Raw genomic sequence first — 25,186 nt, 5'->3', positions numbered from 1 at the left:
GTGATTGCCGAGGCAGAGAAAGAGCGGGAGCCTGCGCCCCCGCCCTCCAGTCGCTATGATGTTCCGGCGGCCGCCGATTCCAGCTGCAGCATCGCTTGCCGCACATCGTCCGCCGTCACGTTCCGGTTCATCAGATGAATCGACTCCTGCGGATGGACAGACGCGGCCGCGACGCGGTCCAGCGTCTCGCGATCCGAAGCGGACAGCCCGAGATCGGACAGGCGGCGGGGGAGGCCCATATCCTGGTAGAATGGCAGCAGGCGCTCGACTTCGGCCAGATTGCCCTCCAGCGCGAGCTGGACGAGAATGCCATAGGCGACCTTGTCCCCATGGAGCAGCTGATGCGTCGCGGGGGCTGCCGTCAGCCCGTTGTGGATCGAATGGGCCCCCGCGATTCGCCCCGCATGGTCGCCGAAGCCGCCGACCGTGCCGCCCGTCATAATGATCGTCTCGACGGCGAGCGTGAACGCGTCCGTCAATTGCTGCCGCTCGGCATCCCGAACGCTCTGCGGGCCGTGCTCCAGCAGAGCGGTCTGGCACAGGCGGGCCGTGAGGTGCGCGATCCTCACGGCCGCGGGCGGCTGGCTCCACTGGCGGACGAGCACGGCGGCCTCGTACCATTTCGCCAGCGTATCGGCGATGCCGGCCCGCAGGTAAGCGGCCGGCGCGCGCAGGGCGATCTGCGGATCGACCAGCACCATGAGCGGACTTCTCGGATGGAGCGTGTAATGCGTGAAGCGGCCCCGTTCATCGTAGAACACGCTGAGCGGCGTCCAGGCCGCGCAGTTCGACGCGAGCGTCGGCACGAGCACCGTGTCGAGTCCGGCTTCGATGCCTGCCGCCTTGACGAGGTCCATCACTTTGCCCCCGCCGACGCCGAGCACAATATCGGCCTGTGCCTCCCGTGCCTCGCGGGCGATGCGGCTGGCCTCCGCCAGCGTGCACTCGCCGCGGTACGCCAGCGTCAGCAGCGTCATCTCCGTCTGCCGCGGCCAATACGGAGCCGCGGCCTCCCAGGAGCGCTCGCCGTGCACGACGAGCGCCCGGCGGCAGCCGTACGGCTGGAGCAGGGACTCCAGCTTCTCCAGGATGCCGGCTTCGCAGCGGTAGATGGCGGGAGCCCCTCTGACGATAAGGGGCTGTTCCAGCGTTGTCATTTCCAATCCCTCCCCATCGGTTCTTCCTTACTTCCGGTTCAGCATCCACTCCGGCTTGCCGAAGCCCTGGAACTGTTCATCGATTCTCTGCTCGAATTCCGGCGACTCGACCGCTTCCTTCAGATCCTTCGCGAAGGCCTTATCCTTGTCGGCCGTGTTGATGACGACCCGGTTGCGGTAATCATCCGGCATATTTTCCAGCTTCAGCGCGTCGAGCAGATTCATCTTGGCCGCGAGGGCGAAGTTGCCCGGCACGAGGGCAAGATCGGCGCTGTCGACGGCACGCGGCAGCTGGGCGGCTTCGATCGGCTGCAGCACGAGCTGCTTCGGGTTGTCCTTGACGTCCTTCTCCGAGACGCGCAGCGGATCGATGTCGTCCTTGATCGTCAGGAGGCCGGCATCCTGCAGCAGCCCCAGCGAACGGGCCAGATTGGTCGGATCGTTCGCCAGCGCGACGGTGCTGCCCTCGGCGATCTCGTCGAGCGAGTTGTATTTCGAGGAGTAGATGCCCATCGGCGCCGTCGGTACGGCGATCAGATCGGTCAGCTCTAGCTTGTTCTCCTTGGCGAAGTTATCCATATAGATTTTGTGCTGGAACAGGTTTGCGTCCAGATCGCCGTTGGACAGCGCCAGATTCGGCTGCACGTAATCTCCGAATTCGACGATTTCGATCGTATAGCCTTTTTTCTCCATAATCGGCTTGATCGCCTTCGTCAGCATATCGCTGTATGGGCCTGCGGTGGCCCCGAACTTCAACGTTCTGCTCTCCTCCTGCTTCGCATTGTCCCCGCCGCTGGAGGACGAACCGCTGCCGCAGGCGGCCAGCAGGCCGAATGTCAGGATAAGCGAGAGAAGAATGACTGTCTTTTTCATGATGATACCCTCCATAATATGTGAAATGATGTTGAAGCCTCCGTTAGCTTGCGTTAGCGCTTGTCTACCTTTTTGGCCGCGAAATCGCCGGCATATTGAATGAGCTGCACAAGGCAGATAAGGATGATGACGGTGGTGAACATGACCATATTGTCATAGCGGTAGTACCCGAAGCGGATCGCCAGATCGCCGATGCCGCCTCCGCCGATCGTCCCGGCCATGGCCGAGTAGGCCACAAGACTGATGGCCGTGATGTTGATCCCCTGGACGATGCCGGGCTTCGCTTCGGGAAGCAGCACATCCTTGATGATCATCCACGGCGTGGCCCCGATCGACACCGCCGCTTCGATGACGCCCTTGTCGATCTCGCGCAGCGCGGTCTCGACGAGCCGGGCGAAGAACGGGACAGCGGCAACCGATAACGAGACGGATGCGGCCGTCGGGCCGATGGTGGTGCCGGCGATCAGCTTCGTCAGCGGCAGCAGCGTGACGAGCAGGATGATGAACGGAATCGACCGGATCATGTTGACGAAGAAGCCCAGGATCACGCGGGTCAGGCGGTTTTCCAGGAACAGTCCTTTATCCGTCACAAATAATATTATTCCAATAGGAAGACCCAGAATTAAAGCGGCAACTAATGAGATGCCCACCATATACAAGGTCTGAAAAAACGCCTTGTACAGATCGGGCAGGATCTGTATGAGGGAGTCCATCTTATCTGATTACCTCCAGTCGGTGCGTTCGCGATGCGATATAATCCATGGCCCGCCGGACTTCGGCCGGGTCGCCGTTCAGCTCCAGGATAAGGATGCCGAGGGGCGCATCATGGATATATTCGATTTTGCCATGCAGGATATTGCCCATGACGTCGAACCTCTTCAGCATATCGGTAATGACGGCTTCCTCCGCCTGCGGGGCGACGAAGTGAACCTTGACGACGGTGCCGGCGCCGTTCCGGAGCAAGCGGTCGGGCAGCTCGAATTGGAACAGGCTGCTGATGAAGGAGCGGGTCATCGGATGCTGCGGATTCGCAAAGATATCATAGACAGGTCCCTCCTCGACGACGCGGCCGTTCTGCATGACCGCCATCCGATCGCAGATCGCCTTGACGACTTCCATCTCATGGGTAATCAGCACGATCGTCAGCTTCCATTCACGGTTGATCTTTTGCAGCAGGTCGAGGATGGACTGAGTCGTCTCCGGGTCGAGCGCGGATGTCGCCTCGTCGCAGAGCAGCACATGCGGATCGTTCGCGAGAGCTCTGGCGATGCCCACCCGCTGCTTCTGGCCGCCGCTCAGCTGCGAAGGATAGACGTCGCGCTTGTCGGCCAAGCCGACCATCTCCAGCAGCTCGGTCACGCGCGCTTCGATATCCGCCTTGGATGTCCGGTTCGCCTTGAGCGCGAAGGCGATGTTCTCGTAGACCGTCTTGGATCGAATCAGGTGAAAATGTTGAAAGATCATCCCGATTTTCAACCGGGCCTGACGGAGCTGCTCGCCCTGCAGCTTGGTCAGATCGACGCCGTCGACGAGGATGCTGCCCGAGCTCGGCTGCTCCAGCAGATTGATGCAGCGCAGCAGGGAGCTTTTGCCCGCTCCGCTTCGCCCGATGATGCCGTAGATGTCGCCCTTCTCGATATGCAGCGAGACATGATCGACACCGACGACCGTTCCCGTCTTGCTCCGGTACTCCTTGACGAGATTCCTTATCTCTATCATCTCTCTCACACTCCAATGTCCATCTGTATCGGCCCGTTCGTCCGGCATCCATTCCAGCGAATGAAAAAAGCCTCTTTCAGGAGAGAAAGAGGCTGCATTGCATCGCTAGGAACCACTTATCTCTCAGAATGCCGCGCATTCTGTAGGATTTAGCACCTTTTACCGCAAATGGGTAAGGTTGCCGGACGTCATAGGGCCTATTCCCTCAGTCGCTCTTGATAAGGTCAAGAAAATGAAATTGTCATGTGAGAATCATACACAGGATTGCGGCGGTTGTCAATTTTATTTTCATAGGATTAGTCGGGAATAGGCGGAGCGGCCTCTGCGGCCGCATGCTGCGCCTCCGGCGCGATCTCATACTGGGCGGGCGGTTCGGCCCCGAGCAGATGCTTCACGAAATAATCCCATTTGCGCCGGATGAAATAGCGGTTGGACTGAATGCTGTGATTGACGTTCGGCATGATGAGCAGATCGAAGTCCTTGTTCGCCCGAATCAGCGCATCGACGAGCTGCATCGTATGGGCGATATGGACGTTGTCATCCATATCGCCGTGCGCGAGCAGCAGCTTGCCCTTCAGATTGGCCGCCAGTCGGGCGTTGTCCTGACGGGCGTACCGCCCCGGATGTTCTTTGCCGGGCAGCCCCTGGAAGCGCTCGCCCCATGCCGCAATGTAGGCGCGCTGATCGTGATTGCCGGCCCCCGAGACGGCGACGGAATAGACGTCGGGATAGGTCAGGATGGCCCGGGCCGAGCCGTAGCCGCCTCCGGAGACGCCCCAGATGCCGACGCGCTCCGGATCGATGAACGGGTAGCGTTCGGCCAGCTGCGGGATGGCGGCGGCATGATCGGCCAATCCGGCCGCATGCTCCAGCCTGCCGTCGGACGTGTCATGGAACGCCTTCGAGCGGTACGGCGTCCCCGTCCCGTCCATCACGATCGCGGCGAAGCCGAGCTGGGCGAACGATTGGGCGCCGCCGGAGAAATCAAGGGGGGCCTCGAACAGGAACGACTTCGGCGTATTGAGAAGCTGGGGCCCGCCATAGAAATAGTCAATCAGCGGATACTTCCGCCCCGGTTCGCGGGATGCGGGAGGGACCAGAATGCCGTACAGATCCGTCTCTCCATCCGCGGCCTTGACCGTAAATCGTTCCGGCAGCTGATAGCCCTGCTCCAGCAGCAGCTCGATATCGGCCCGTTCCAGATCCCGGGCGAGGGTGCCGTCGTTGTGGCGCAGCACGGATACCGGGGGAAGATCGACGCGCGAATACGTGTCCGTGAAGCAGCTCAGATCCGGAGCGAAGGCGATCTTATGATCCGCATCCTCCGGCGTCAACAGCGTCAGGCCCGAGCCTTCGAGACGGATGCGGTACAGGTGCTGGCAGTACGGATCCCGCCCCGGTTCGCGGCCGCTGGCCATGAAATAGATCCATTGCTGGCGCTCATCCACGGCCGCCAGACGCCGGACGTTCCATTCGCCGGACGTAATCTGCCGGATGAGCTGTCCCGTGCGGCTGTCGAACAGATACAGATGAGCGTACCCGTCGCGCTCCGAGAGCCAGAGGGCCGTATCGTCATGCAGCAGACGGAAGTTCGGATCCGGCCGCAGGTACAGGTCCAGATTGCCGAAATGATACAGATCGATGAACAGGAACGTATCGCTCTGTTCCTCGACGGCGATTCGCGCCGCCCCTGTCTCCGCATCGGCGGCGATCAGCTTGGCCGAACGGTAATCGCGGGCCATCGACAGGTAGAAGACCTGCTTGCTGTCCTTGCTCCAGCCGGCCTGCGGCGCGAGCGGGCTGAAGGGGCTGTCGGAACAGAGGATAATCCGGGGCGCCTCCACGGCGATGCTGGCCTCCCGCTCAATATCGCAGATGACGATGTCGGCCAGCGGGACATGGGGATCTCCTGGACAAGCATAGCGCATCGAATGCCGGACAGGCCGGAGATCCCCGCTTGGGGCAGACGGCACGTGTTGAAGCAGATGAAGCTCGCGGAGCGAACGCTGATCGAGCCGCATTGTCAGGAGCTTCGTCGAATCGGGCGACCATAAGGCGGCCGGGAAAGACTTGGCTTCGGGGCGGAGATTCAGGTTCATCGCCTCCACACTGCCCGCATACTCATAATCAGGCTCGCCGCCGAAGGTCAGCTGCCGCACTTCGCCGCTCTCGATATGGCGGATGAACAGATTATGCTTCTCGGCGTAGGCGCCCCACTGCCCGTCGGGAGAGAGCAGCTCGTACGGCTCTGGGCGCGGCCGGGCCGGGAGGCGGGTGCACCGATAGCCGGACAGATCGCATTCCCACCGCTCCCCGTCCATGTCGAAGCGAATGAGGCGGCATGATTCGGGCAGCTCCAGCCGATCCAGCTCCAAATGATGGCGATCCAGCCTCCGGCCAAGCTCCCGGCCAAGGGAAGCGGCGAGGCGTTCATGATCGAAGGCCGGCTTCGAGGCGTTCGCCGCCGGATCGACGAGGACATACTCGGTTCCCTTCTCTCTGCCAAGCCGCACGTCGCGCCGGTACCAGAACCGGTTCCCGCCGGCAAGCCAGTTCGGCACGACACGGCCGTTGAAGACGTACCGGTGCCACTCGGCGCTCATCAGTCTCGCGGCGCGATCATACAGATCGCGGGATATCCTTTTACTCATATCGCCATTCCTCCTGATCGTTCGATGTATGCAGCTTCATCCTATACAACGATTATGAACGGAGCATGAACTTGGGAGAGGAAGGGGCCCGGCCAGCGGCAGGTGTGACGCAAGTTCGTTTCGTATCATTCGTTATGCAATATACAATTTTACAAATGTTCATTTTTAAAGGGAGATGATGCTTGGAAAATCGATGTTTTCCATCCTTCCTGCGCATGAAACTTTATCTTGACCGCCGAAAAATAAACTAGGTATACTATGAATTGAAAAAAGGAATTTAGTATATTTACATTTGTTCACTTTTATGTCGTCATTCTATCAACCAGATGAAAGGGAGAGTGAATTTTTTGAGATTCCAAATGAAAGCGGCTTCATTTCTCGTGACCGGCGCATTGGGGATGCTGTTTTCGGCATCGGCCTTTGCCGCCCCGCTTCAACCGGTGGAGCACAATGAATGGATGCAGCAGAAGCATATCATTGCAGGCTATGAGCAAGGGGATCTGCGGCTCGAGCGGCCCGTCTCGTTGGGGGAAGCTATCGCGCTGATTGCGAGAGGAACCGGGGCGTCCATTCCGGAGCGCAGCGGCTATTGGGCGCAGGGATATCTGGACTGGGCGGCCGGACAGGGCGCGATTACGGAGCAGGAAAGCGCCAATGACAGACAGGCGCCTTCCGCCGAACGCCTTGCCGAGATTGCGCAGAAGCTGGGCGTTGCGCTGGAGCTGCCCGCCGGCGGCTCCGTGACCCGCGAGCAGTTCACGGAAGCATTGGGAGCCGCGCTGACGGAGCATATTACGATCGCCCATACGAATGATGTGCACGGCCACATTCAGGAGGATCAGAAGGGCAAGGAGTTCGGTTACGCCAAAATCGCGACGCTCGTCAAGGAATGGGAGAAGGAGAACAAGAATTTCCTCCTGATGGATGCGGGAGATACGTTCCAGGGCACGATCTATACGAACCAGTTCAAGGGAGAATCGATTCTTCCGATTCTCAATGCGCTCGGCTACACGGCGATGGCGGCCGGGAACCATGAATTCGACTTCGGCTACGAGCAGCTGCTGAAGCTTCGCGATCAGCTCAAGTATCCGATGATTAGCGCCAACGTCTTCAAGGCGGACGGCGCCAACCTGCTCGTGCCGGCGGTCACTACCAAGGTGGGCGGCGAGACGTTCGCCTTCATCGGCTTCGTCGCGGAAGAAACGCCAATCGTCACGCATCCGAACAATGTGAAAGGGCTGACATTCAAAGATCCGGTGGATATCGCCAAAGAACTGGTACCGGAAATGAAGAAGGAAGCGGATCATGTCATTATCGTCTCCCATATCGGCGTGGACAAAGACCGGGAGATCGCGAAGAACGTCTCGGGCATCGACCTCATCATCGGCGGCCACTCCCATACGCCGATTCATACGCCGGAAGTCGTGAACGGGACGTATATCGTACAGGACTGGGAGTACGGCAAATCATTGGGCCGCGTGGATTTGTTCTATTACAACAAGGAGCTTGTCGGGTTCAGCGGCGGATTGGTCGAGTATGACGAGAGCGTGAAGGCGGATCCGGAGATCGAGAAGCTCGTGCAGGATGTCGTGGCCAAGGTCGAGGAATCGATGAAGGCCGTCATCGGCAAGACGGAGGTCGATCTGGACGGCGAGCGGACGCAGGTCCGGGCGAAGGAGACCAATCTGGGCAACTTCATTGCCGATGCGCTTATCGCGAAGACGAAAACAATCAAGGGCTATGAAGCCGATGTCGCCCTGGTCAACGGCGGGGGCATCCGCGCCAGCAAGCAGGCGGGAGACATGACGAAGAAGGATCTCTACTCCATTCTTCCGTTCCCGAACACGCTGACTATCGTCGAGGCGACCGGGGCCGATCTGAAGGCTGCGCTGGAGGTGTCGGTGAGAGGAGCGGAGAATACAGACGATCTCCCGGGCTCCTTCCTTCAGGTAGGCGGCATGTCCTTCGTCTATGACGTGAAGAAGCCGGCTGGCGAACGGGTCACCGAGGTGAAGGTGGGCGGGCAGCCGCTCGATCCGGAGAAGACATACAAGGTGGCGACGAATGACTTCATTACGTCCGGCGGGGACGGATACTCGATGCTGAAGAAGGATCAGGTGCTGGATACCGGCTATACGTTCTACGATATCGTAGAAGAACACTTGGTGAGCACCAAGGTCATTCATCCCAAAGTAGAGAATCGCATTGTGAGGGTCAACTAATCCGGGGCAAGGCGAAAATCATTCGTGCCCTGCCGCGCGGTAAATAAATTGGCTGAGCGTAATGCGGCGAGCGCTCCCCGGCGATTGTGCAGGGGGCGCTTGTTCTCGTTCTGCATGTCCGGGAATGTCATCCGCCTTCCGGGAAAGCCGAATGATAAGATGCGGCGACAATGCTATAATAGGAGGCATAGACCGTTTTTCCTATATTCGACATTGGATAGATGGGTGGCTTGGGATGGATCAAGAGAAAATCAAAAAAATGATTGACGCTGCGAAAATGTATTATTTCATGGACTGCAGCCAGCAGGATATCGCGGACAAGCTTGGCGTGTCCCGGCCTACCGTCTCCCGATTTCTGCAGCAGGCGCGGGAGGACGGAGTGGTGCAGATTCGTATTCAGGATCCGTCCGAGGATACGCATCGGCTTGCCTCCCTATTGCAGGACAAATACCGCTTGAAAACGGCGATTGTCGTCCCGGTGCCTTATTATGAGGAGAACCTGATCGGAGAGTATTTGGCCGAGGATGCCGCGCGCTATCTGGATGAGCTGGTCACCGATGGAGACAGGATTGCCTTGGCTTGGGGGGAGACGATTTATAAGGTAGCGAAAAAGTTGAACCATAAGCATGTAAGCAATGTCAGTGTGGTGCAGTGTCAGGGCGGCGTAAGTCATTCGAAAGCGAATACGTACAGCTGCGAGATTATGCAGCTCTTTGGCAGCGCTTATCATACGTCTCCGTATTTTTTGCCGCTTCCCGTTATCGTGGATCACCCGCTGGTGAAGCAGGCGATAGAGTCCGAGCGGAATATGCGCGCCGTCCTGGACATGGGGGAACAGGCCAATATCGCCCTGTACAGCGTAGGCGCTCCTGCCCCGAATTCTCCGGTTTTACCGGTGCAATACTTTACCGAAGAAGAGGCCGAGGAATTGGCAGGCCGGGCTTGCGGGGAGATTTGCGCCCGGTTCTATGATGCCGATGGCCGGATCTGTCTGCCTGAACTGGACGCGCGGACGATCGGAATCTCGCTCGATTCGCTCGCCCGGAAGGAGCATTCCATCCTGGTCGCCGGCGGCCCGGGCAAGGTGGAGGCGATATTCGGCGCGCTTCAGGCGGGGTATGCGAACGTGCTCATTACCGATCAGTTCACGGCCAAATCTCTTGCCGACAAGGAACAGGAGCGGCTTCATCGGGAGGGGCCAACCTCTTCCTTCCCTCTCTCTAGCATTCCTCTGTACTGAGCAGGCGTTTACATCATAATGGGGAGGATATGACAGATATGAGCGTACACATTGGCGCTCCGCAAGGCGAGATCGCCGAGGCGATTCTGCTGCCCGGCGATCCGGTACGGGCCCGGTTTATTGCGGATGCTTTTTTGGAAGAGGCGCATTGCTATAACGCGGTGCGCGGCATGCTCGGTTATACGGGGAAGTACAAAGGGAAGCGGGTCTCCGTTCAAGGAACGGGAATGGGGGTGCCCTCCATCTCGATCTACGCGCATGAGCTGATTCACGAATACGGCGTCAAGCATATGATCCGCGTCGGCACCTGCGGGGCGATCCAGCAAACCGTAGGGCTGCGGGACATCGTGATCGCGATGAGCGCTTCCACCAGCTCAGCGGTGAACCAGCGCCGCTTCCGGGGCATTGACTTTGCGCCGACGGCAGATTTCCGCTTCCTGAAGCAGGCCTATGATCTATCTTGTGAAAAAAAGCTTCCCGTCAAGGTCGGCAACGTGATGACGACCGATACGTTCTATATGGAGGATCGCGACGAAATTCAACTGTGGGCCGACTATCAGATTTTGGCGCTGGAGATGGAGACGGCGGCGCTGTATACGCTCGCGGCTCGGCATCAGGTCAACGCGCTGTCGATCTTGACCGTGTCGAACCATGTGCTGACAGGCGAGATGACGACCGCCGAGGAGCGCGAGAGCACCTTCACCGAGATGATTGAGCTGGCCCTGGATCTGGCGGTGGCGCAGGAATAAGGCGGGACAGAATTTATGAAATCATGATGTGAAATGATGAATTATCGCTAAAAACGACAGAGATGTCGTTTTTTTCTTTTGTGAGATAGAAGGGGGGGCTGGCTTGTGCTGAATGAATAGGGGGGGCGCGCCTCTTATGAGCATTCTCCCCAAGGCTCAGAAGCTATTATTTTCATCTGGTCTAATCCATTTCTAGGATTAGATGATGAATTAAGAGGGATGCGCGGATATTCTGACCGGATGGGAGAGTGCTGAGAAGGAGCGTGCAGGGTCATTCTGACCCGATGGGAGAGTCCTGCTAAGGAGCGAACAGGACAATTCTGACTGGATGGGAGAATGCCAATAAGAGCAGCCAAAGATAGATCGGCCTCGTGGAATGTGCGCTCTCGTATTGCAAATCGCAGAGGCAGGGTATAAAATAAAATTTATTATTGGAGCAAAACTTTGAAATAAAATTTTAAAGATGAGTAGGGAAAAGTGATGTCAATCCACGACAATATTTTAATTAAGATTCGCGACATGAAGGACAGCTTGACGCCGGTAGAAAGGACTGTCGCCGAGTATGTCCTGAACAATCTGGAGGAGATTCCGCATCTCTCCATCAAGAATCTGGCGCAGTTGACGAAGACGAGCGACGCGTCCGTTCTTCGTTTTTGCAAGACGATGGGCTATTCCGGGTACCGCAGCTTTATTGTCAGTATTTCCGCCTCGCTTGGTTCCATTGAGGATGAGCAAAAAGATCAGTATACGGATATTCAGCCCGGGGATGATCTGGACACGATCATCTCGAATATTTCCCGCAATAACAGCAAGTCTATCGAGGATACGCTTTGCGTGATTGATAGAAAAGAAGTCGAGCGCGCGGTAAAGGCGCTGAGGGCGAGCCGGCGGATCGTGTTTTTTGGCATCGGAGCTTCCGGTCTGGTCGGGATCGATGCGGAGCAGAAGTTTTCGCGCATTAATAAGATTTGCCATGCGTACACCGACGGCCACAGCCAGCTAACCGCGGCAACGCTGCTGGAGAAGAACGACGTGGCGATTTTTATCTCGAACTCCGGCCATACGGCCGATATTCTCGATGCGCTGGATATCGCCAAAAAGAACGGCGCCTGCATTATCGCGATTACGAAGTATACGAAAAGCCCGTTGGCGGAAAACGCCCATATCGTGCTGAGCATCTCGACGCCCGAGATTACGTTCCGCAGCGGCGCCATGGGCTCGCGGATTGCCATGCTGACGGTGATCGATATTTTGTTCGCCGGCGTGGCCAGCGCGGAATACAAGCATGTGAAGAAATATTTGACCAAGACGCATAACATACTCGCCAGCAAGCATCGTTAAGGTTGGGAGCGGCTTGACCGCCAGACATCGGCTCGCGTCCGATGTCTTTTTTTGTTGAAATCTAGAAAATAAAACAACAACAATTTATTTTATAATAAAATTTTATTTCAAAAACTGTTGACCATAGTTGTCTTTGGGGCTAAGATGGCAGTATAAGCAAGTTACACACACAGGATAGGAGGATGGCTATGGATGAGTATCTAGCGGGTCTAACGACGGAAGCGATCAATCCGGAGACAGCGGCCATTGATGAGTGTACGACCGAGCAGATGCTCCGCCTCATGAACGAGCAGGATGCTCAGGTTCCGCAGGCGGTGGCGGCCGAAATTCCGCAAATCGTGAAAGCGGTTAATTCACTTCATCAAGTGCTCAAACATGGGGGAAGGATGTTCTACGTCGGTGCTGGATCTTCAGGGAGAATGGGCGTCCTCGATGCGTCGGAATGTCCGCCCACGTTCGGAACCGACCCTGAGCTGGTGCAAGGACATATCGCCGGGGGAGACACTGCGCTGAGATGGGCCGTAGAAGGCTATGAAGATAATGCGGAGGAGGGGGTTGCATTAATCGAGAATTGCGGCGTGACCGGCAAGGATGCGGTTGTCGGCATTACGGCGAGCGGAAGCGCGCGCTTTGTCATCGCGGCCTTGAAGAAGGCGCGGGAGATCGGGGCGACGACCATCGGCGTCGTCAATAACAAGCAGTCCTTGCTTGAGGGCGTCTGCGATATCTGCATTTCACCCGTGGTAGGACCGGAGGTCATTATGGGATCGACCCGATTGAAAGCGGGTACAGCACAGAAGCTGGTTCTGAATATGCTTACTACTTGTACGATGGTGAAGCTGGGCAAGACGTATAACAACTTAATGGTCGATCTGAAAGCGAGCAACATCAAGCTGCGGGATCGCTCCGTGCGCATTATACAGGCGGCTACGGGCGTTGATGCGGACACCGCCGCCGCGTATTTAGAAAGCGCTTCCATGAGCTGCAAGCTGGCCATCATGATGATTAAGACCGGTCTGGATGCGGCCGCGGCAGAGCAGGCGCTCGAACAATGCGAGGGCAGCTTGAAGAAAGCGATCGGCATGTTTACAAAAGTGGTCTAATTCATTCGATAACCTGAGGGGGCTTATATCAATGAGGAAATTGCGTGTATTGGCATCCATTTTGGCGTTAACCTTGGCTTTGTCCTCTTTAACGGCATGCGGAAGCTCGAAAAATGATGCGAATTCGCCAGGTACTGGCGCTAACGGTGAAAACAGCGCAAAAGATACGATAACGGCGTTGCTCCCGCCGGTGTCTGGCAATTTCCAAGATAACTTCAAACAAATGGAGAAGGAATTCAATGAGTTGTATCCGGACCTGACGTTGAAGATCGAGCCGGCGAGTTGGGAAGACATGACGCAGAAGCTGGATACGCAAGTGAACGCGGGCAGCCCGCCGGATATCGCGTTCATCGGTTCGGCCGGAATTCCGAAATATATTCAGCAAGGCATGCTGATGGATATTAGCGATATTGCCACGCCGGAGATGATTGCCGATTACGATGAAATTCCATTGGAGTATATGAAGAGCGGCGACGGATTATACGGCTTCCCGGCATACATGGAGGTTCACGCGCTTGGGGGCAACCGGGAGTTCCTGGAGCAAGCGGGCATCGATTGGAAGAAGGTGCAGAAGGAAGGCTGGACGTTCGAGCAATTCCGTGAGGACGTGAAAAAAGGCGTCGTGAAGGATGGAGACAAAACGACCCGTTACGGCTTCGTCTTCGCCACGGCGGGCGTAGCGTCCAAGGACTACTTGGCGATTCTGCTCAAAAATGCGGGCATGCCGTCCGCGTTCGATAAAGATCTGAAATATGCGTACACGAGCAAAAACTTCCTGGAAGTGCTGAAAGCGATTCGCGTGCTCATTGATGACGGTTCCATGCCGAAAGAGCTTAGCTCGGTCGATGCGGGGAAACGCTGGAATATGTTCCTGACCGGTCAGACGATGATTACAGGCAAAGGTCTGGCCACTTTCGAAAATAACGCGAACCAGAATAACGAAAAAATCGAGAAGAAAGACGGCAGTGAAGTCAAAGGCAGCATCCCGGTCGATTATATCGTCTTGCCGGTTCCTACGTTCCTGGGCGAGAAGCAGCAGGCAAGCGTCGCGGTTGACGGATATGTGACCTTCCGCGGCAAGCAGGAGCCGACGCCTGAACATAAGGCCAATGTCGTCAAAGCGGCTTATTTCTTGGCCAGCGGCAAGGTAGCGGCCACGACGAACAACGATCTCTTCGCCGCGCATATTACGAAGTCCGGAAGAAAAGCGGCCGAAAGCATGCCGATTGAAAGAAACGAGTTCAATAAAGAGGCTGTAGAAACGCTGCTCAAGCAAGCGACGCCGGCGCGTCCGGATATCCCGACGGACCTGGGCGCGAAGGCGATTAAGCTGGAGGACGAAGTGATTATTCCGAAGCTTCAGGCCTTGATTGCCAACGAGATTTCGCCGGAACAAATGTATGATGCGGTGAAATCGGCCGCCGTCGCCGCATTCGGCGAAGACGGGGTTGTCAAAGACTAGACAGAGCAGACATTCGGATAGCCGCAGGGAAGCGCGTGCGGCTATCCGAAAATATTGCATCACTGCGTATTGAAAGGGGTTTCACGTTATGGCCCAATTAACGAAGCCGCTGAAGAAGCGGAAAATTAGAGGAGACTCGGGCTGGGGATATGCGTTTATCGCCGTAGCCCTGGTTGTGTTCGCCGTATTTACGGCCTATCCGGTTGTCAGCGCCTTTATTATCAGCTTCCAGGATTATAAGCCGCTAGGTTCTACGTTTATCGGTTTTGATAATTATATCAATTCCTTCAAGGATCCGCTGTTTTGGAAATCGATCGTCAATACGGCCGTATACACGGTGTTGACGGTTCCCGTGGCCTTGATTATCTCTTTTGTCGTGGCCATTCTTATTTTGCCGTTGAATAAGAAGCTGCAGACGACGTTCAAGGCCGTGTACTATTTGCCGGCCGTCGCGTCCGGGGTGGCGATGTCCGTCGTATGGCTGTGGATCTTCGATCCGATGGAAGCGGGGATTTTGAACCAATTGCTTGGGCTGTTCGGCATCGGCAATTTGAACTGGCTCGGATCCAGCTCGACTTCGATGTTTTCTCTCGTCCTGATGTCCTGGCTGGCCAGCCACGGCACGGCCATTATTATTTACTTGGCGGCGCTGCTCGGCATTGACGACAGTTATTATGAGGCAGCGGAATTGGATGGGGCCTCTTTTCTGAAGAAGCTGTGGTATATCGTCATTCCTTTTTTGAAGCCAACGACATTGTTCTTGCTTGTAACCGGTGTTATCGGTTCCTTCCAGGTGTTCCAGAACGCCTATCTGATGACGGGCGGCGGCCCGGACAATTCAACGACGATGGTTGGATTGCTTATTTTCAACAACGCGTTTAAGTACTTTGAATTCGGCAAAGCCGCGGCGCAATCTTTGGTGCTGGCCGCCATTATCGCGCTCATTTCGTTCATTCAATTTAAATTTATGGGCAAAGACGTGGAATATTAAGGGGAAGGGGAGAAGCCGATAATGTCACTCTATCATTCACATCATGGAAAGGTGGCAGTCAAATATATTAGAAATGCTGTCATTATTACCGTACTTTTGCTTTTTGCTTTGGCCACGATCTTCCCTATCTATTTTATGATTATCTCTTCCTTCGGAGATCCTGTCGAAGCCGGTGCGATGAGCTACTCGCTCTTTCCGACCAAGTTCAGTCTCGAATCATACAAGTTCTTTTTCGAATATAATGAGCATTCCTTTCGCTGGCTGTTAAATTCCTTGTTTGTGGCAATTGTGGTGACGGTGTCGAACGTGTTTTTTGCGAGCATGGCCGGATACGCCTTCTCCAAAATTAAATTCAGGGGCAGAACGGCGCTGTTCAGCCTGCTGTTAATAGCGATGATGATTCCGTATCAGGTAACGCAAGTGCCATTGTACATTTTGATCGTCAACATTTTTCAAATCCAAAATACGTACAGTGCCTTAATCATGCCTGGTCTCGTTACGGTATATAATATTTTCCTTGCGAAGCAATTCATGAGCAGCATTCCGACCGAGGTGCTGGAATGCGCGAAGATCGAGGGCTGCAACCAGCTTCAGGTCTATTTCAAGATCATCCTGCCGCTGTCGAAAACGGTCTTGGCCGTCATGGCGATTCTCACCTTCATGGATAGCTGGAACACCTTCTTCTGGCCATTCCTGGTCACGAATACGATGGATATGCAGACGATTCAGGTAGGACTCAAGAACTTCCGCTTCGCCAACACGACCTACTTTGCGCCGATGATGGCGGGCGCTACGATCTCCGCGCTGCCGATGTTCATTCTCTTCTTCAGCTTGCAGAAGTATTTCTTGAAGGGAGTAACGGTAGGCGCGGTCAAAGGTTAATGGGAGGTGTTGCTTATGATGCTCGTAACCTGGGACCGGAAGTATAGCGGCGATGCGATTGCGCTATGGAATGAAGAAGCCGTAAGAGACGGGTACAAGGAGCTGACAGAAGCGAGCTTTGAAGCTATCTTTTGATCGAATCCTTACTTCGACCCGGAAAATGCGTTTGTGCTGCTGGAGGCGGGCCGGGTCATCGGATTCGCGTGCGGCTGCACGGGCCAGGATCTGCCTCTCGGGGAGGCTTCCGGCTATATTACCTGCATCGTCCTGTCCCGCGATCGCGGCAGCGAGGAGAACTATAAGGTGATGCTGAAGGCGGTGGAGCGCCGCTTTCAAGCGTTGGGGAAGAAGCAGGCGGACGTCTTGTTCTTCAATCCGATGATGCTGCCCTGGTATATCCCGGATACGCCGAAGCATGAGCATAACAATGCGCCTGGCGTGCCGGCCGGAAGCGCGCTTCATCAATTTTTGCTGCGGCAAGGGTATATCGAGCGCGCGATCGAATGCGCCATGTATATGCCGCTCGCCGGGTTCGCCATCCCGGAAGACATCCGGGCCAAGGAGGAGCGGGCCGCCTCCGAAGGCTATACGGTCGAATTGTTCGATCCGGGTCTGCATAGCGGCCTGGAGGAGATGCTGCGGGGATTGAGCAATCCGCTCTGGGAGCGGGAGATCGGCCGGGCGGCTGCGGACGGCGTGCCGTTCGTCGTCGCTGCGCATGAGGGGAAGGCCGCCGGCTTCGCGGGCCCGGTCATTCGCCAGGAGAACGGGCGCGGCTATTTCGCGGGCATCGGCGTTCATCCCGAGCATGAAGGGCATGGCTTGGGAACGGTGTTGTTTTTCAAGCTGTGCGAGGCGTTCCGAAGCATCGGAACGGAGTATATGTCGCTCTACACCGGAAGCGCGAATCCGGCGCTTCGCATTTATGAGAAGGCGGGCTTTCGCACGGTCAAACATTTCGCTGTCATGAGAAAGGAGCTTGTCTAATGAACGAGCAAAAGATGACGATTCTGGCTATTGGCGGTCATGTGGGGGATATGGAGCTGACCGCGGGCGGCGTCTTGGCCAGCCATTCGTTGAAGGGAGATCGCATCGTCACCTTGGCGCTGACCGCGGGGGAGCGCGGGGTCCCGGCAGGCAGAGATATGGCGGAGTACCGCGAGCAGAAGGTGAATGAGGCGAAGGCGTTCGCCGAGATGCTGGGCGGCGAGGCGATCGTGTTCGATACGCCGGACGGCGAGCTGCAGGACAATGAAGAGAATCGCCTCAAGGTATGCGATGTCATCCGCCGGGTGCGCCCGAATATTATCATTACGCATTTCAAGAACAGCATGCACAAGGATCATATGACGACGCACCGCATTGTCAATGACGCGCGCTTCTTCGCCGGCTTGCCGTCGTTCCAGCGGGAGCTGCCCGCGTTTTTCGCTTCCAAGCTCTATTATGCGGAGAACTGGGAGGACGCGGTGGATTACAAGCCTTACGTGTATGTCGATTTTTCGCAGGAGGCTTATGATTTGTGGGTGAAGGCGGTGTCGCTGCATTGGTTCGTGACAGGAAGCGCCTCGTTCCCTTACCTGGAGTACTATAAGCATCTGGCTCGGGTACGCGGCATCGAGGCAAGGAAGGAGTACGCGGAAACGTTCATGATTCCGGAAGAAAGCATGCGCCTGCGCCAGTCTGAATTGTAAGGGCGGATGCGCGCATGAAGAGGAGGCTGCTATGATCCGCAACGGGGTTGATTGTATCGAGGAGTATGCGCATCTGTTCCAAGGAAAGCGCATCGGGCTCATTACAGCGCCGACCGGCTTGACGAAGGACTTCGTCTCGACGATTCAGGTTTTGCACGAGAAATTCAATCTGGCCGCGCTGTTCTCGCCGGAGCATGGCGTGCGCGGCGATCAGGCGGCGGGGGCCCAGGTGGAGACGTATGTGGACCCGTATACGCAGGTGCCCGTCTACAGCTTGTACCGCAAAGACTCCAAGCGCTTGAGCCGGGAGATGCTGGATGAAGTCGATATGGTCGTGTACGATATTCAGGATGTCGGGGTCCGGTATTACACCTTCATTTACACGATGCTGTACGCCCTGGAGGATTGCGCGAAGGCGGGCAAGGAGTTCGTCGTGCTGGACCGGATCAATCCGCTCGACGGCGTGACGGCGGAAGGGAATCTATTGAAGCCGGGCTATCGCTCCTTCGTCGGGAATTATCCGCTCTGCGTCCGCTACGGCCTGACGGCAGGCGAGGTGGCGGCAATGGCGAACGAGCAGATGAAGTGGAACGGTCGGCTGCATATCGTGCGCTGCGAAGGCTGGGATCGGACGATGCAGTTCCCTGACGCCGGGCTTCCGTGGGTGATGCCGTCCCTGGGGCTGCCGCGGTTCGACTCGGCATTGCTGTATGCGGGGACGTGTCTGTTCGAAGGGACCAACATTTCGGAAGGGAGAGGCACGACGGCTCCGTTCGAGATTATCGGCGCGCCGTTCATCGAAGCGGAGAAGCTGGCCGGGGAGATGAACCGGATGAAGCTGCCGGGCGTCGTCTTCCGTCCGGTCTATTTCAAGCCTTCGTTCTCGAAGTTCCGGGAGGAGCAATGCGGCGGGGTGCAGCTTCATGTGCTCGATCGCCGCGCGCTGCGGCCGCTGGAAACGGGCGTTCAACTGTTGTACGCCATCAAGCGGAATTATGAGCAGTTTTCCTTTTTGCCTCCGGTGAAGGAAAATTCGCGGCCGTTCATTGATCTGTTAGGCGGGGATAGCATCTACCGCGCGGAGCCGGCGGACGTTCCGGCGATGCTGGAACGGTTCCGGGAAGAAAGCCGGGACTTTGCGGACATGAAGCGGCAGTATCATTTATACCCGTAGGGGGAACGGCCGCAGCTTGCCGGAAATGCGCACCGTTCGCAGGCCTGTGCGCAGCTTAGGGCAGAAGAAGGATGTGAGCTTACATTGAACTATGTGGCAGGGGTGGACGGCGGGGGCACGAAGACGGCCGTCACTATTGCGGATATGAAGGGGAAGGCAGTGCATACGTTCACGTCCGGGGCGATCAATTACAACGGACAGGACGAGGCGAGCGTGCGAAGCAGCCTGCGGGAGATTTTCGCGACGATTGCGAGGGTATGCGGAGGGCTGGATCGTTGCGTGCAGGTCTGTATCGGCGCGGCTGGGGTCAGCAATCCGACCGTCATTCCCCGCCTGGAAGCGAGCATTCGCGAATCCGGATATGAAGGCGGCTTGACCATTACGGGCGATCAAGAAACGGCGCTGTGCGGCGCGCACGGCAAGGCCGTCGGCGTCATCCTTATCGCGGGAACGGGCTCGATCTGCTACGGCCAAAATGAAGCGGGCCTATCCCATCGCGCCGGCGGCTGCGGCCATCTGATCGATGATGAAGGCAGCGGCTACAGCATTGGCCGCGAGCTGCTGTCGGCGGTCGTGCGCGCGCATGACGGCCGCATTCCCGCAACGCCCATTGCGGGGATGGTGTATCGGCAGCTGCAGCTGGATTCGGTTCAGCAGCTTATCCGCTTCGTGTATGATCAGCGCACGAACAAAAAAGATATCGCGGCCCTGGCCCCGATTTTGTCGCAGGCCTGCGCGCTTGGGGACAAGACGGCGCTCTCCATCGCGGACAAGTCCGCCCGCTCTCTGTGCGAGCTCGTCGTCCCGGTCGCGGAGAAGCTGGGTCTGCACGCGGGAACGGTGGCGATGGCCGGCAGCGTGCTGCTGAAGAACAGCGAGATTCGGAACCGCTTGACCGCTTTGCTCGGAGAGCGGTACCCCGGGATGCGATGCATCGCCGCAGAGAAGGATGCGGCCTATGGCGCGGTGCTGCTGGCATTAGGGAAGCTGGCCGCGGGATGAAGCGGAAGAAATGTACGGAACGGGGGCACGCCTACAGAAGAGTGCGAATGCGGAAGGCATTTCGCGCTCTTTTTTGCGTTCTCGGGAAGCGGCTGACCATGCAAGCTTTAGAGAGGGAGCGTCTTTGAGAGGAAGGGATGGTTCCGTTGGTTTGTGTCGAAAAAACGAACAATCGAGCCTAAATTTACAGAATTGTGAACGTTTTCGACTTTGTTAACGGTAACGCTCAGATTTTGGAGAATAAGACGTATGGGATATATTGACAGTCATGATAGCCTGTGGTTACATATCCTTAGAAATAGTTTAAACGCTAAAATTTTAAATATCTAAAATCGATGAAACCCAAGCAGGGAGCGGCTTGGCATCGAATCTTGCGTTCTTTTTTAAAGAGCGGGATTTTTAAAGAATGTGGTTTTAACCGCGTTTTTCATGCACTTCTACATATTTTCGGGACGGGATTGCCGTCGCGATTCGAGATGGGGTGGACTCATGAAGCAGCGCAAGCGAATCGGAGAATTGATGGTCGAGGTCGGTCTCATCACCCCCGGACAGCTCCAGCATGCATTGGCGGTTCAAGCGAAGCAAAAAGGACGCCTCGGCGATGTCCTGCTGTCCGAAGGTCTCATTACGGAAGAGCAATTGATCCAGGTGCTGGATTACCAGCTGGGGATCCCGCATGTTCAACTGTACCGGCATCCTATCGAACAGGAGATCATCGATCTCATCTCGCAGCGGCTTGCCGAGCAGTACCGGGTGCTTCCCTTGCGTATTGAGGATTCGAAGCTGATCGTGGCGATGGAAGATCCGCTGGATTACTACGCGCTCGAAGAATTGAGGCTGGCCACGGGGTACCGGATTGAGCCGGTGATTGCCACCCGCGAAGAGCTGGGCCGCATGATACGCCGGTATTACGGCATGCAGGAATCCGTGGACGAGATGCTGCAGCATCTCCAGCAGTATGAGGAAGAGACGCTGTCGGCCCAGCTTGAGGATGAACAATCTCCCGTCGTCAAGACCGTCAATCAGTTGATTACGCAGGCCGTGACGGTGCGGGCCAGCGATATTCATCTCGACCCCCAGGGGGAGGAGCTGGCGATTCGCTATCGGGTAGACGGGGTGCTGCGCACCGAGCGCACGCTTCCGAAGCATATGCAGAGTGTGATTGTGGCACGGATCAAAATATTGGCCAATCTGAATCTGACCGAGCGCCGCCTGCCCCAGGACGGCCGCTTCGAATGGCTGCATGCTCATGAGCAATGGGATGTCCGGGTCTCCACGCTGCCGACGATCCATGGCGAGAAGGTCGTCATGCGGCTGCTGAATCAGCATCATGGCATCAGCGGGCTGGATCAGCTTGGCTTCACTCCGCATAACCTGGCCCAATTCCAGCGGGCCATCCAATCGACCTACGGCATCATCCTGCTGACCGGGCCGACCGGAAGCGGCAAGTCTACGACTTTATATGCCGCTCTCTCTCAGCTCTATCATGAAGGCATCAATGTGATGACGATTGAAGATCCAGTGGAATACCAACTGCCGGCCATCAATCAGGTGCAGGTGAACGCGGCGATTGGCATGACCTTTGCCCGCGGGCTGCGGGCGATGCTGCGTCAGGACCCGAATATTATTATGGTCGGGGAAATCCGCGATCTGGAGACGGCCGAGATTGCCGTCCGGGCGGCGATGACCGGCCACCTCGTGCTGAGCACGCTGCATACGAACAGCGCGGTCAATGCGATGACGCGCCTGATGGATATGGGAGTGGAGCCGTACCTTGTCTCCTCTTCCCTGCTCTGTGTCGCTGGTCAGCGTCTGGTTCGGAGGGTATGCACGCAATGCGCGCAGCCCTTCGAACCGGCCATAGAGGAGCGCATGTGGCTGGAGCGCTACCGGCTGCCGCTGGACGGACTGCGCCGCGGAGCCGGATGCGAGGCCTGCGGGCGGACCGGCTTCCGGGGAAGGCTCGCCATTCACGAGGTTCTGACGATGGATGACGAGCTGCGGCTGCTGACGATGAACAAGCGTCCGGACAGCGAATACCGGGCCGCGGCTGCCGCTCAGAACTTCGCTACGCTCTTCGAAGACGGACTGCGCAAGGCGGCGGAAGGCTTGACTACGATCAGCGAGGTGCTCCGCGTCGCGACTCCGGAAGAGGAAGATCGGAAGGAAAGGAGTGCGGTTGTCCCATGAGTGCTGTAGAGGATTGGTCGAGGTGGGTAGCGCTGGCCGTGAGTATGGAAGCGTCGGACGTCCATCTGTCGTCCGGGATGCCGCCGATGATGCGCGTGCTCGGCGAATTGCAGCCGATGATGAGCCGCAAGCTTACGGCTTCGGAGATTATGGAGCTGTGCGAGGACCTGTTGTCGCTGCCGCAATGGGAGCAGTTCGTTGCCCGCGGCGATGTGGACGCGGCCGTGCAGCATAGCGAGACCGTGCGGGTGCGTCTGCATGTATACCGGATGCGAGGCGCTCCCTGCCTGGCGGCGAGGATTATCGTCGGCAAGCCGGCCACCATCGCTTCGCTGGGACTGCCGGAGGTGACGAGGCAGCTTATTCAGCAGAAGCAAGGGCTGATTCTTGTCGTCGGACCGACAGGGAGCGGGAAGTCCACGACGCTGGGCGCGTTCGTGCATGAGTTGAACCGGACGAAGCCGATTCATATCGTGACGCTGGAGGACCCGGTGGAGAAGCTGCATCCCTCTGAGAAGGCCTTGGTGCATCAGCGGGAGATCGGTATCGATACGCCGACCTTCTTCGACGGCTTGCGCGCCGCGCTGCGGCAAGATCCCGACGTGATCGTCATCGGCGAGATGAGGGACAATGACACGATCTCGACGGCGCTTGCCGCCGCGGAGACCGGGCATCTCGTGCTTGGCACCTTGCATACCTCCAATGCGGCGCTGTCCATCGACCGGCTCATTGACAGCTTCCCCGGCGAGATGCAGCAGCATATCCGCACCCAGCTCGCGTCGGTGCTGGTCGGCGTCGTGGCGCAGCGTCTCGTGCGAAGGCGGTTTGAGAAGGGAATGGCCGGCATATTTGAAGTGCTGGTCAATATTCCTTCGGTGGCGCATTCGATCCGCGCGGGCCGAACGTATCAATTGCCGGGAATTATGCTGACCAGCCGGGCGGAAGGGATGGTTACCTTCGCTCAGGCATTTGCCGATGCGGCCATGAACGGGCTCATTGATTATGATCAAGCCCAGGCGCATTCCGATATCGTGGTGGAGGGGCCGTCCCTCTCTCACGGCGCTTCCCATCGCAGGGTGAATTAAAGCGATTATATTAACGGGGAAAAGAGGTTGTAGGCGTTGGCGACCTTTCAATTCAAAGCGGTGGATGAATACGGCGCCCGCCGGCGCGGTGTCGTGAAGGCGGCAACGAAGAAGCAGGCGGCCGAGCAATTGCAGGCGAGGAATTGGTGGGTTACGAAGCTGGAGGATCGCAAGAGCCACTGGCTTCATCGCGAGATTGCGCTTGGCGGCCCGCGTGTAAAGGTCGGGGAGATGACCGTGTTTTGCCGCCAGCTCGCCACGATGGCGCGCGCCGGCATCCCGCTCGCGGAGTCGATTCGCGTGCTGGCGGGACAGACCGACAATAAGTCATTCGGCGAGGTGCTGCACCAGGTGCTCGACGATCTCGAATCCGGCACTTCCTTATCCCAGGCCGCGGAGCGGACACCCGGCGTATTCAGCCAGATGTTCGTCAATATGGTGAAGGCCGGGGAAGCCTCGGGGAAGCTGGACGAGATGCTGGAGCGGCTGGCGGTCTTTTATGAAAAGGAGCATCAGACGCGGGAAAAAGTGAAGTCCGCGATGATCTACCCGATCATTATGCTGGTCATGACGGTCGTTGTCGTCACCGTCTTGATGATATTCGTGATTCCGAAGCTGGTGCTGAGCTTCACTTCGATGGACATTGAACTGCCGCTGCCGACCCGCGTCGTCATGTCTGTAAGCGGCTTCATGGTCCAGTACAGCTACCTCGTCATTCCGGGGCTTGTCCTGCTTCCGTTCGCGTGCATGGTCTTGCTGAAGCTGCCGCGCCTTCAGTATCCATGGGACAAAGCGAAGCTGCGCTTTCCGATCTTGGGGAAGCTCCAGCAGAAGCAGGCGCTGGCCCGCTTCACCCGCACGTTCGCTTCTCTCTTCAGCGCGGCCATTCCGATCGTCGATACGCTGACGATCGCCGCGCGCGTCACCGGCAACGAGGTGTACGGGCGCATCATCCGCGCCGCCCGGGAGGACGTCAAGAGCGGCCGGACGCTGTCGGATACATTCGAGGAGCATGCCTGGTTTCCGCCGATGCTGGTGCAGATGATGGGCGTCGGCGAACGGACCGGGAATCTGGACGAGATGATGGAAAAGGTGGCCGACTTCTACGAGCGGGATGTGGAGACGTTGTCGGATCGTCTGAAGTCGATGCTGGAGCCGCTAATGATTGTCATTTTGGCGGTCATCGTCGGCTTCATCGTCTTGGCCGTCATGCTCCCGTCCTTCAAGCTGATGGACAATCTGCGCTGATCCGGTCGTGCGGACCGGAGCGCCGTCCTAACTATTGGTTTTACGGAAGTAAAACATAAATCATTGTATTCATGAAAGGGGAAACGAAAATCATGAGTATGGCATGGGCACAAGAACGGCTGAAGGCAGCACGGAACGAGAAGGGGATGACGCTCATCGAGCTGCTGGCGGTCATCGTCATCCTGGGGATTATTATTGCGATCGCGGCGGTGGTGATTGTCGGGCAGTTCGATAAGGCGAAGGAGACGTCGGATGCAGCATCGGCGAGAATTATTACGGATGCGGTGCAGCGTTATATTTTGGAGAATCCAAATGATGAAAACGCGGTGATTAATGAAACCCCCAAACAAATTCCTATCGATATACTCATTGAATCAATTTCATAAATCGAAAGTCTTGCTATGAC

At 57.0% G+C, this 25,186-nt stretch carries 21 protein-coding genes and 1 riboswitch; of the genes, 16 read left to right on the top strand and 5 right to left on the bottom strand.

Features of this window, described 5'->3' with window-relative positions:
• Positions 1-53 precede the first annotated feature (53 nt).
• From L6439_RS21880 to L6439_RS21860, 5 genes are all read right to left on the bottom strand, one after another.
• On the bottom strand, positions 54-1,157 hold the full coding sequence (locus L6439_RS21880) for an iron-containing alcohol dehydrogenase family protein (protein WP_213470751.1): 1,104 nt from the start codon (positions 1,155-1,157) through the stop codon (positions 54-56).
• Between the two features lie 27 nt (positions 1,158-1,184).
• On the bottom strand, positions 1,185-2,030 hold the full coding sequence (locus tag L6439_RS21875; protein ID WP_168178629.1) for a MetQ/NlpA family ABC transporter substrate-binding protein: 846 nt from the start codon (positions 2,028-2,030) through the stop codon (positions 1,185-1,187).
• A 53-nt stretch (positions 2,031-2,083) separates the two neighbouring features.
• Positions 2,084-2,743, bottom strand: coding sequence for a methionine ABC transporter permease (locus tag L6439_RS21870; protein WP_168178628.1), 660 nt, complete (start codon positions 2,741-2,743; stop codon positions 2,084-2,086).
• 1 nt (position 2,744) lies between these two features.
• A complete protein-coding gene (locus L6439_RS21865) occupies positions 2,745-3,749 on the bottom strand; it encodes a methionine ABC transporter ATP-binding protein (RefSeq protein ID WP_168178627.1) in 1,005 nt (334 codons plus the stop codon).
• 113 nt (positions 3,750-3,862) lie between these two features.
• Positions 3,863-3,974: riboswitch (SAM riboswitch) on the bottom strand.
• 71 nt (positions 3,975-4,045) lie between these two features.
• Positions 4,046-6,400 carry a S9 family peptidase gene (locus L6439_RS21860; protein WP_213470749.1) on the bottom strand — a complete coding sequence of 785 codons (2,355 nt, stop codon included), beginning with the start codon at positions 6,398-6,400 and terminating at the stop codon, positions 4,046-4,048.
• 359 nt (positions 6,401-6,759) lie between these two features.
• Between L6439_RS21860 and L6439_RS21855 the strand changes: the two genes are divergently transcribed.
• The 16 genes from L6439_RS21855 (at position 6,760) to L6439_RS21780 (ending at position 25,166) form a co-directional block, all read left to right on the top strand.
• On the top strand, positions 6,760-8,622 hold the full coding sequence (locus L6439_RS21855) for a bifunctional metallophosphatase/5'-nucleotidase (protein WP_168178641.1): 1,863 nt from the start codon (positions 6,760-6,762) through the stop codon (positions 8,620-8,622).
• Positions 8,623-8,857: 235 nt separating this feature from the next.
• Positions 8,858-9,862, top strand: a complete 1,005-nt coding sequence (locus L6439_RS21850; protein ID WP_213470747.1) for a DNA-binding transcriptional repressor DeoR — start codon at positions 8,858-8,860, stop codon at positions 9,860-9,862.
• A gap of 38 nt (positions 9,863-9,900) precedes the next feature.
• Positions 9,901-10,611: a purine-nucleoside phosphorylase gene (deoD, locus tag L6439_RS21845; protein WP_168178624.1), complete on the top strand. Its 711-nt coding sequence runs from the start codon at positions 9,901-9,903 to the stop codon at positions 10,609-10,611.
• Positions 10,612-11,091: 480 nt separating this feature from the next.
• Positions 11,092-11,952 carry a MurR/RpiR family transcriptional regulator gene (locus L6439_RS21840; protein ID WP_168178640.1) on the top strand — a complete coding sequence of 287 codons (861 nt, stop codon included), beginning with the start codon at positions 11,092-11,094 and terminating at the stop codon, positions 11,950-11,952.
• A gap of 188 nt (positions 11,953-12,140) precedes the next feature.
• Entirely contained in the window at positions 12,141-13,055 is a 915-nt protein-coding gene (gene murQ, locus L6439_RS21835) for an N-acetylmuramic acid 6-phosphate etherase (RefSeq protein ID WP_168178623.1), read from the top strand.
• A gap of 31 nt (positions 13,056-13,086) precedes the next feature.
• Entirely contained in the window at positions 13,087-14,517 is a 1,431-nt protein-coding gene (locus tag L6439_RS21830) for an ABC transporter substrate-binding protein (protein WP_168178622.1), read from the top strand.
• A gap of 88 nt (positions 14,518-14,605) precedes the next feature.
• Complete coding sequence (locus tag L6439_RS21825) at positions 14,606-15,508, top strand: carbohydrate ABC transporter permease (protein ID WP_168178621.1); 903 nt, start codon at positions 14,606-14,608, stop codon at positions 15,506-15,508.
• A gap of 21 nt (positions 15,509-15,529) precedes the next feature.
• Complete coding sequence (locus L6439_RS21820; RefSeq protein ID WP_168178620.1) at positions 15,530-16,390, top strand: carbohydrate ABC transporter permease; 861 nt, start codon at positions 15,530-15,532, stop codon at positions 16,388-16,390.
• Positions 16,391-16,558: 168 nt separating this feature from the next.
• On the top strand, positions 16,559-17,377 hold the full coding sequence (locus L6439_RS21815; protein ID WP_306434368.1) for a GNAT family N-acetyltransferase: 819 nt from the start codon (positions 16,559-16,561) through the stop codon (positions 17,375-17,377).
• The gene (locus L6439_RS21810) at positions 17,377-18,081 is read left to right on the top strand and encodes a PIG-L deacetylase family protein (RefSeq protein WP_168178619.1); all 705 of its coding nucleotides are present in this window, start codon (positions 17,377-17,379) and stop codon (positions 18,079-18,081) included. Before L6439_RS21815 ends, L6439_RS21810 begins: the two co-directional genes overlap by 1 nt.
• 31 nt (positions 18,082-18,112) lie before the next feature.
• Positions 18,113-19,255 carry an exo-beta-N-acetylmuramidase NamZ family protein gene (locus tag L6439_RS21805; RefSeq protein ID WP_168178618.1) on the top strand — a complete coding sequence of 381 codons (1,143 nt, stop codon included), beginning with the start codon at positions 18,113-18,115 and terminating at the stop codon, positions 19,253-19,255.
• Positions 19,256-19,339: 84 nt separating this feature from the next.
• Complete coding sequence (locus tag L6439_RS21800) at positions 19,340-20,257, top strand: N-acetylglucosamine kinase (RefSeq protein WP_168178617.1); 918 nt, start codon at positions 19,340-19,342, stop codon at positions 20,255-20,257.
• Between the two features lie 489 nt (positions 20,258-20,746).
• Positions 20,747-22,447: a GspE/PulE family protein gene (locus tag L6439_RS21795; protein WP_213470745.1), complete on the top strand. Its 1,701-nt coding sequence runs from the start codon at positions 20,747-20,749 to the stop codon at positions 22,445-22,447.
• A complete protein-coding gene (locus L6439_RS21790; protein ID WP_168178615.1) occupies positions 22,444-23,532 on the top strand; it encodes a type IV pilus twitching motility protein PilT in 1,089 nt (362 codons plus the stop codon). The genes L6439_RS21795 and L6439_RS21790 overlap by 4 nt, the downstream gene beginning before the upstream one ends.
• Positions 23,533-23,568: 36 nt before the next feature.
• Positions 23,569-24,780, top strand: coding sequence for a type II secretion system F family protein (locus L6439_RS21785; protein ID WP_213470743.1), 1,212 nt, complete (start codon positions 23,569-23,571; stop codon positions 24,778-24,780).
• Between the two features lie 92 nt (positions 24,781-24,872).
• Positions 24,873-25,166: a prepilin-type N-terminal cleavage/methylation domain-containing protein gene (locus L6439_RS21780; RefSeq protein WP_237096588.1), complete on the top strand. Its 294-nt coding sequence runs from the start codon at positions 24,873-24,875 to the stop codon at positions 25,164-25,166.
• Positions 25,167-25,186: the final 20 nt, after the last annotated feature.

This window comes from Paenibacillus dendritiformis, from assembly GCF_021654795.1.
Lineage (GTDB): Bacteria > Bacillota > Bacilli > Paenibacillales > Paenibacillaceae > Paenibacillus_B.
The sequence above is the reverse complement of the archived record's forward strand: the minus strand, read 5'-3'. Positions and strand labels throughout refer to the sequence as shown.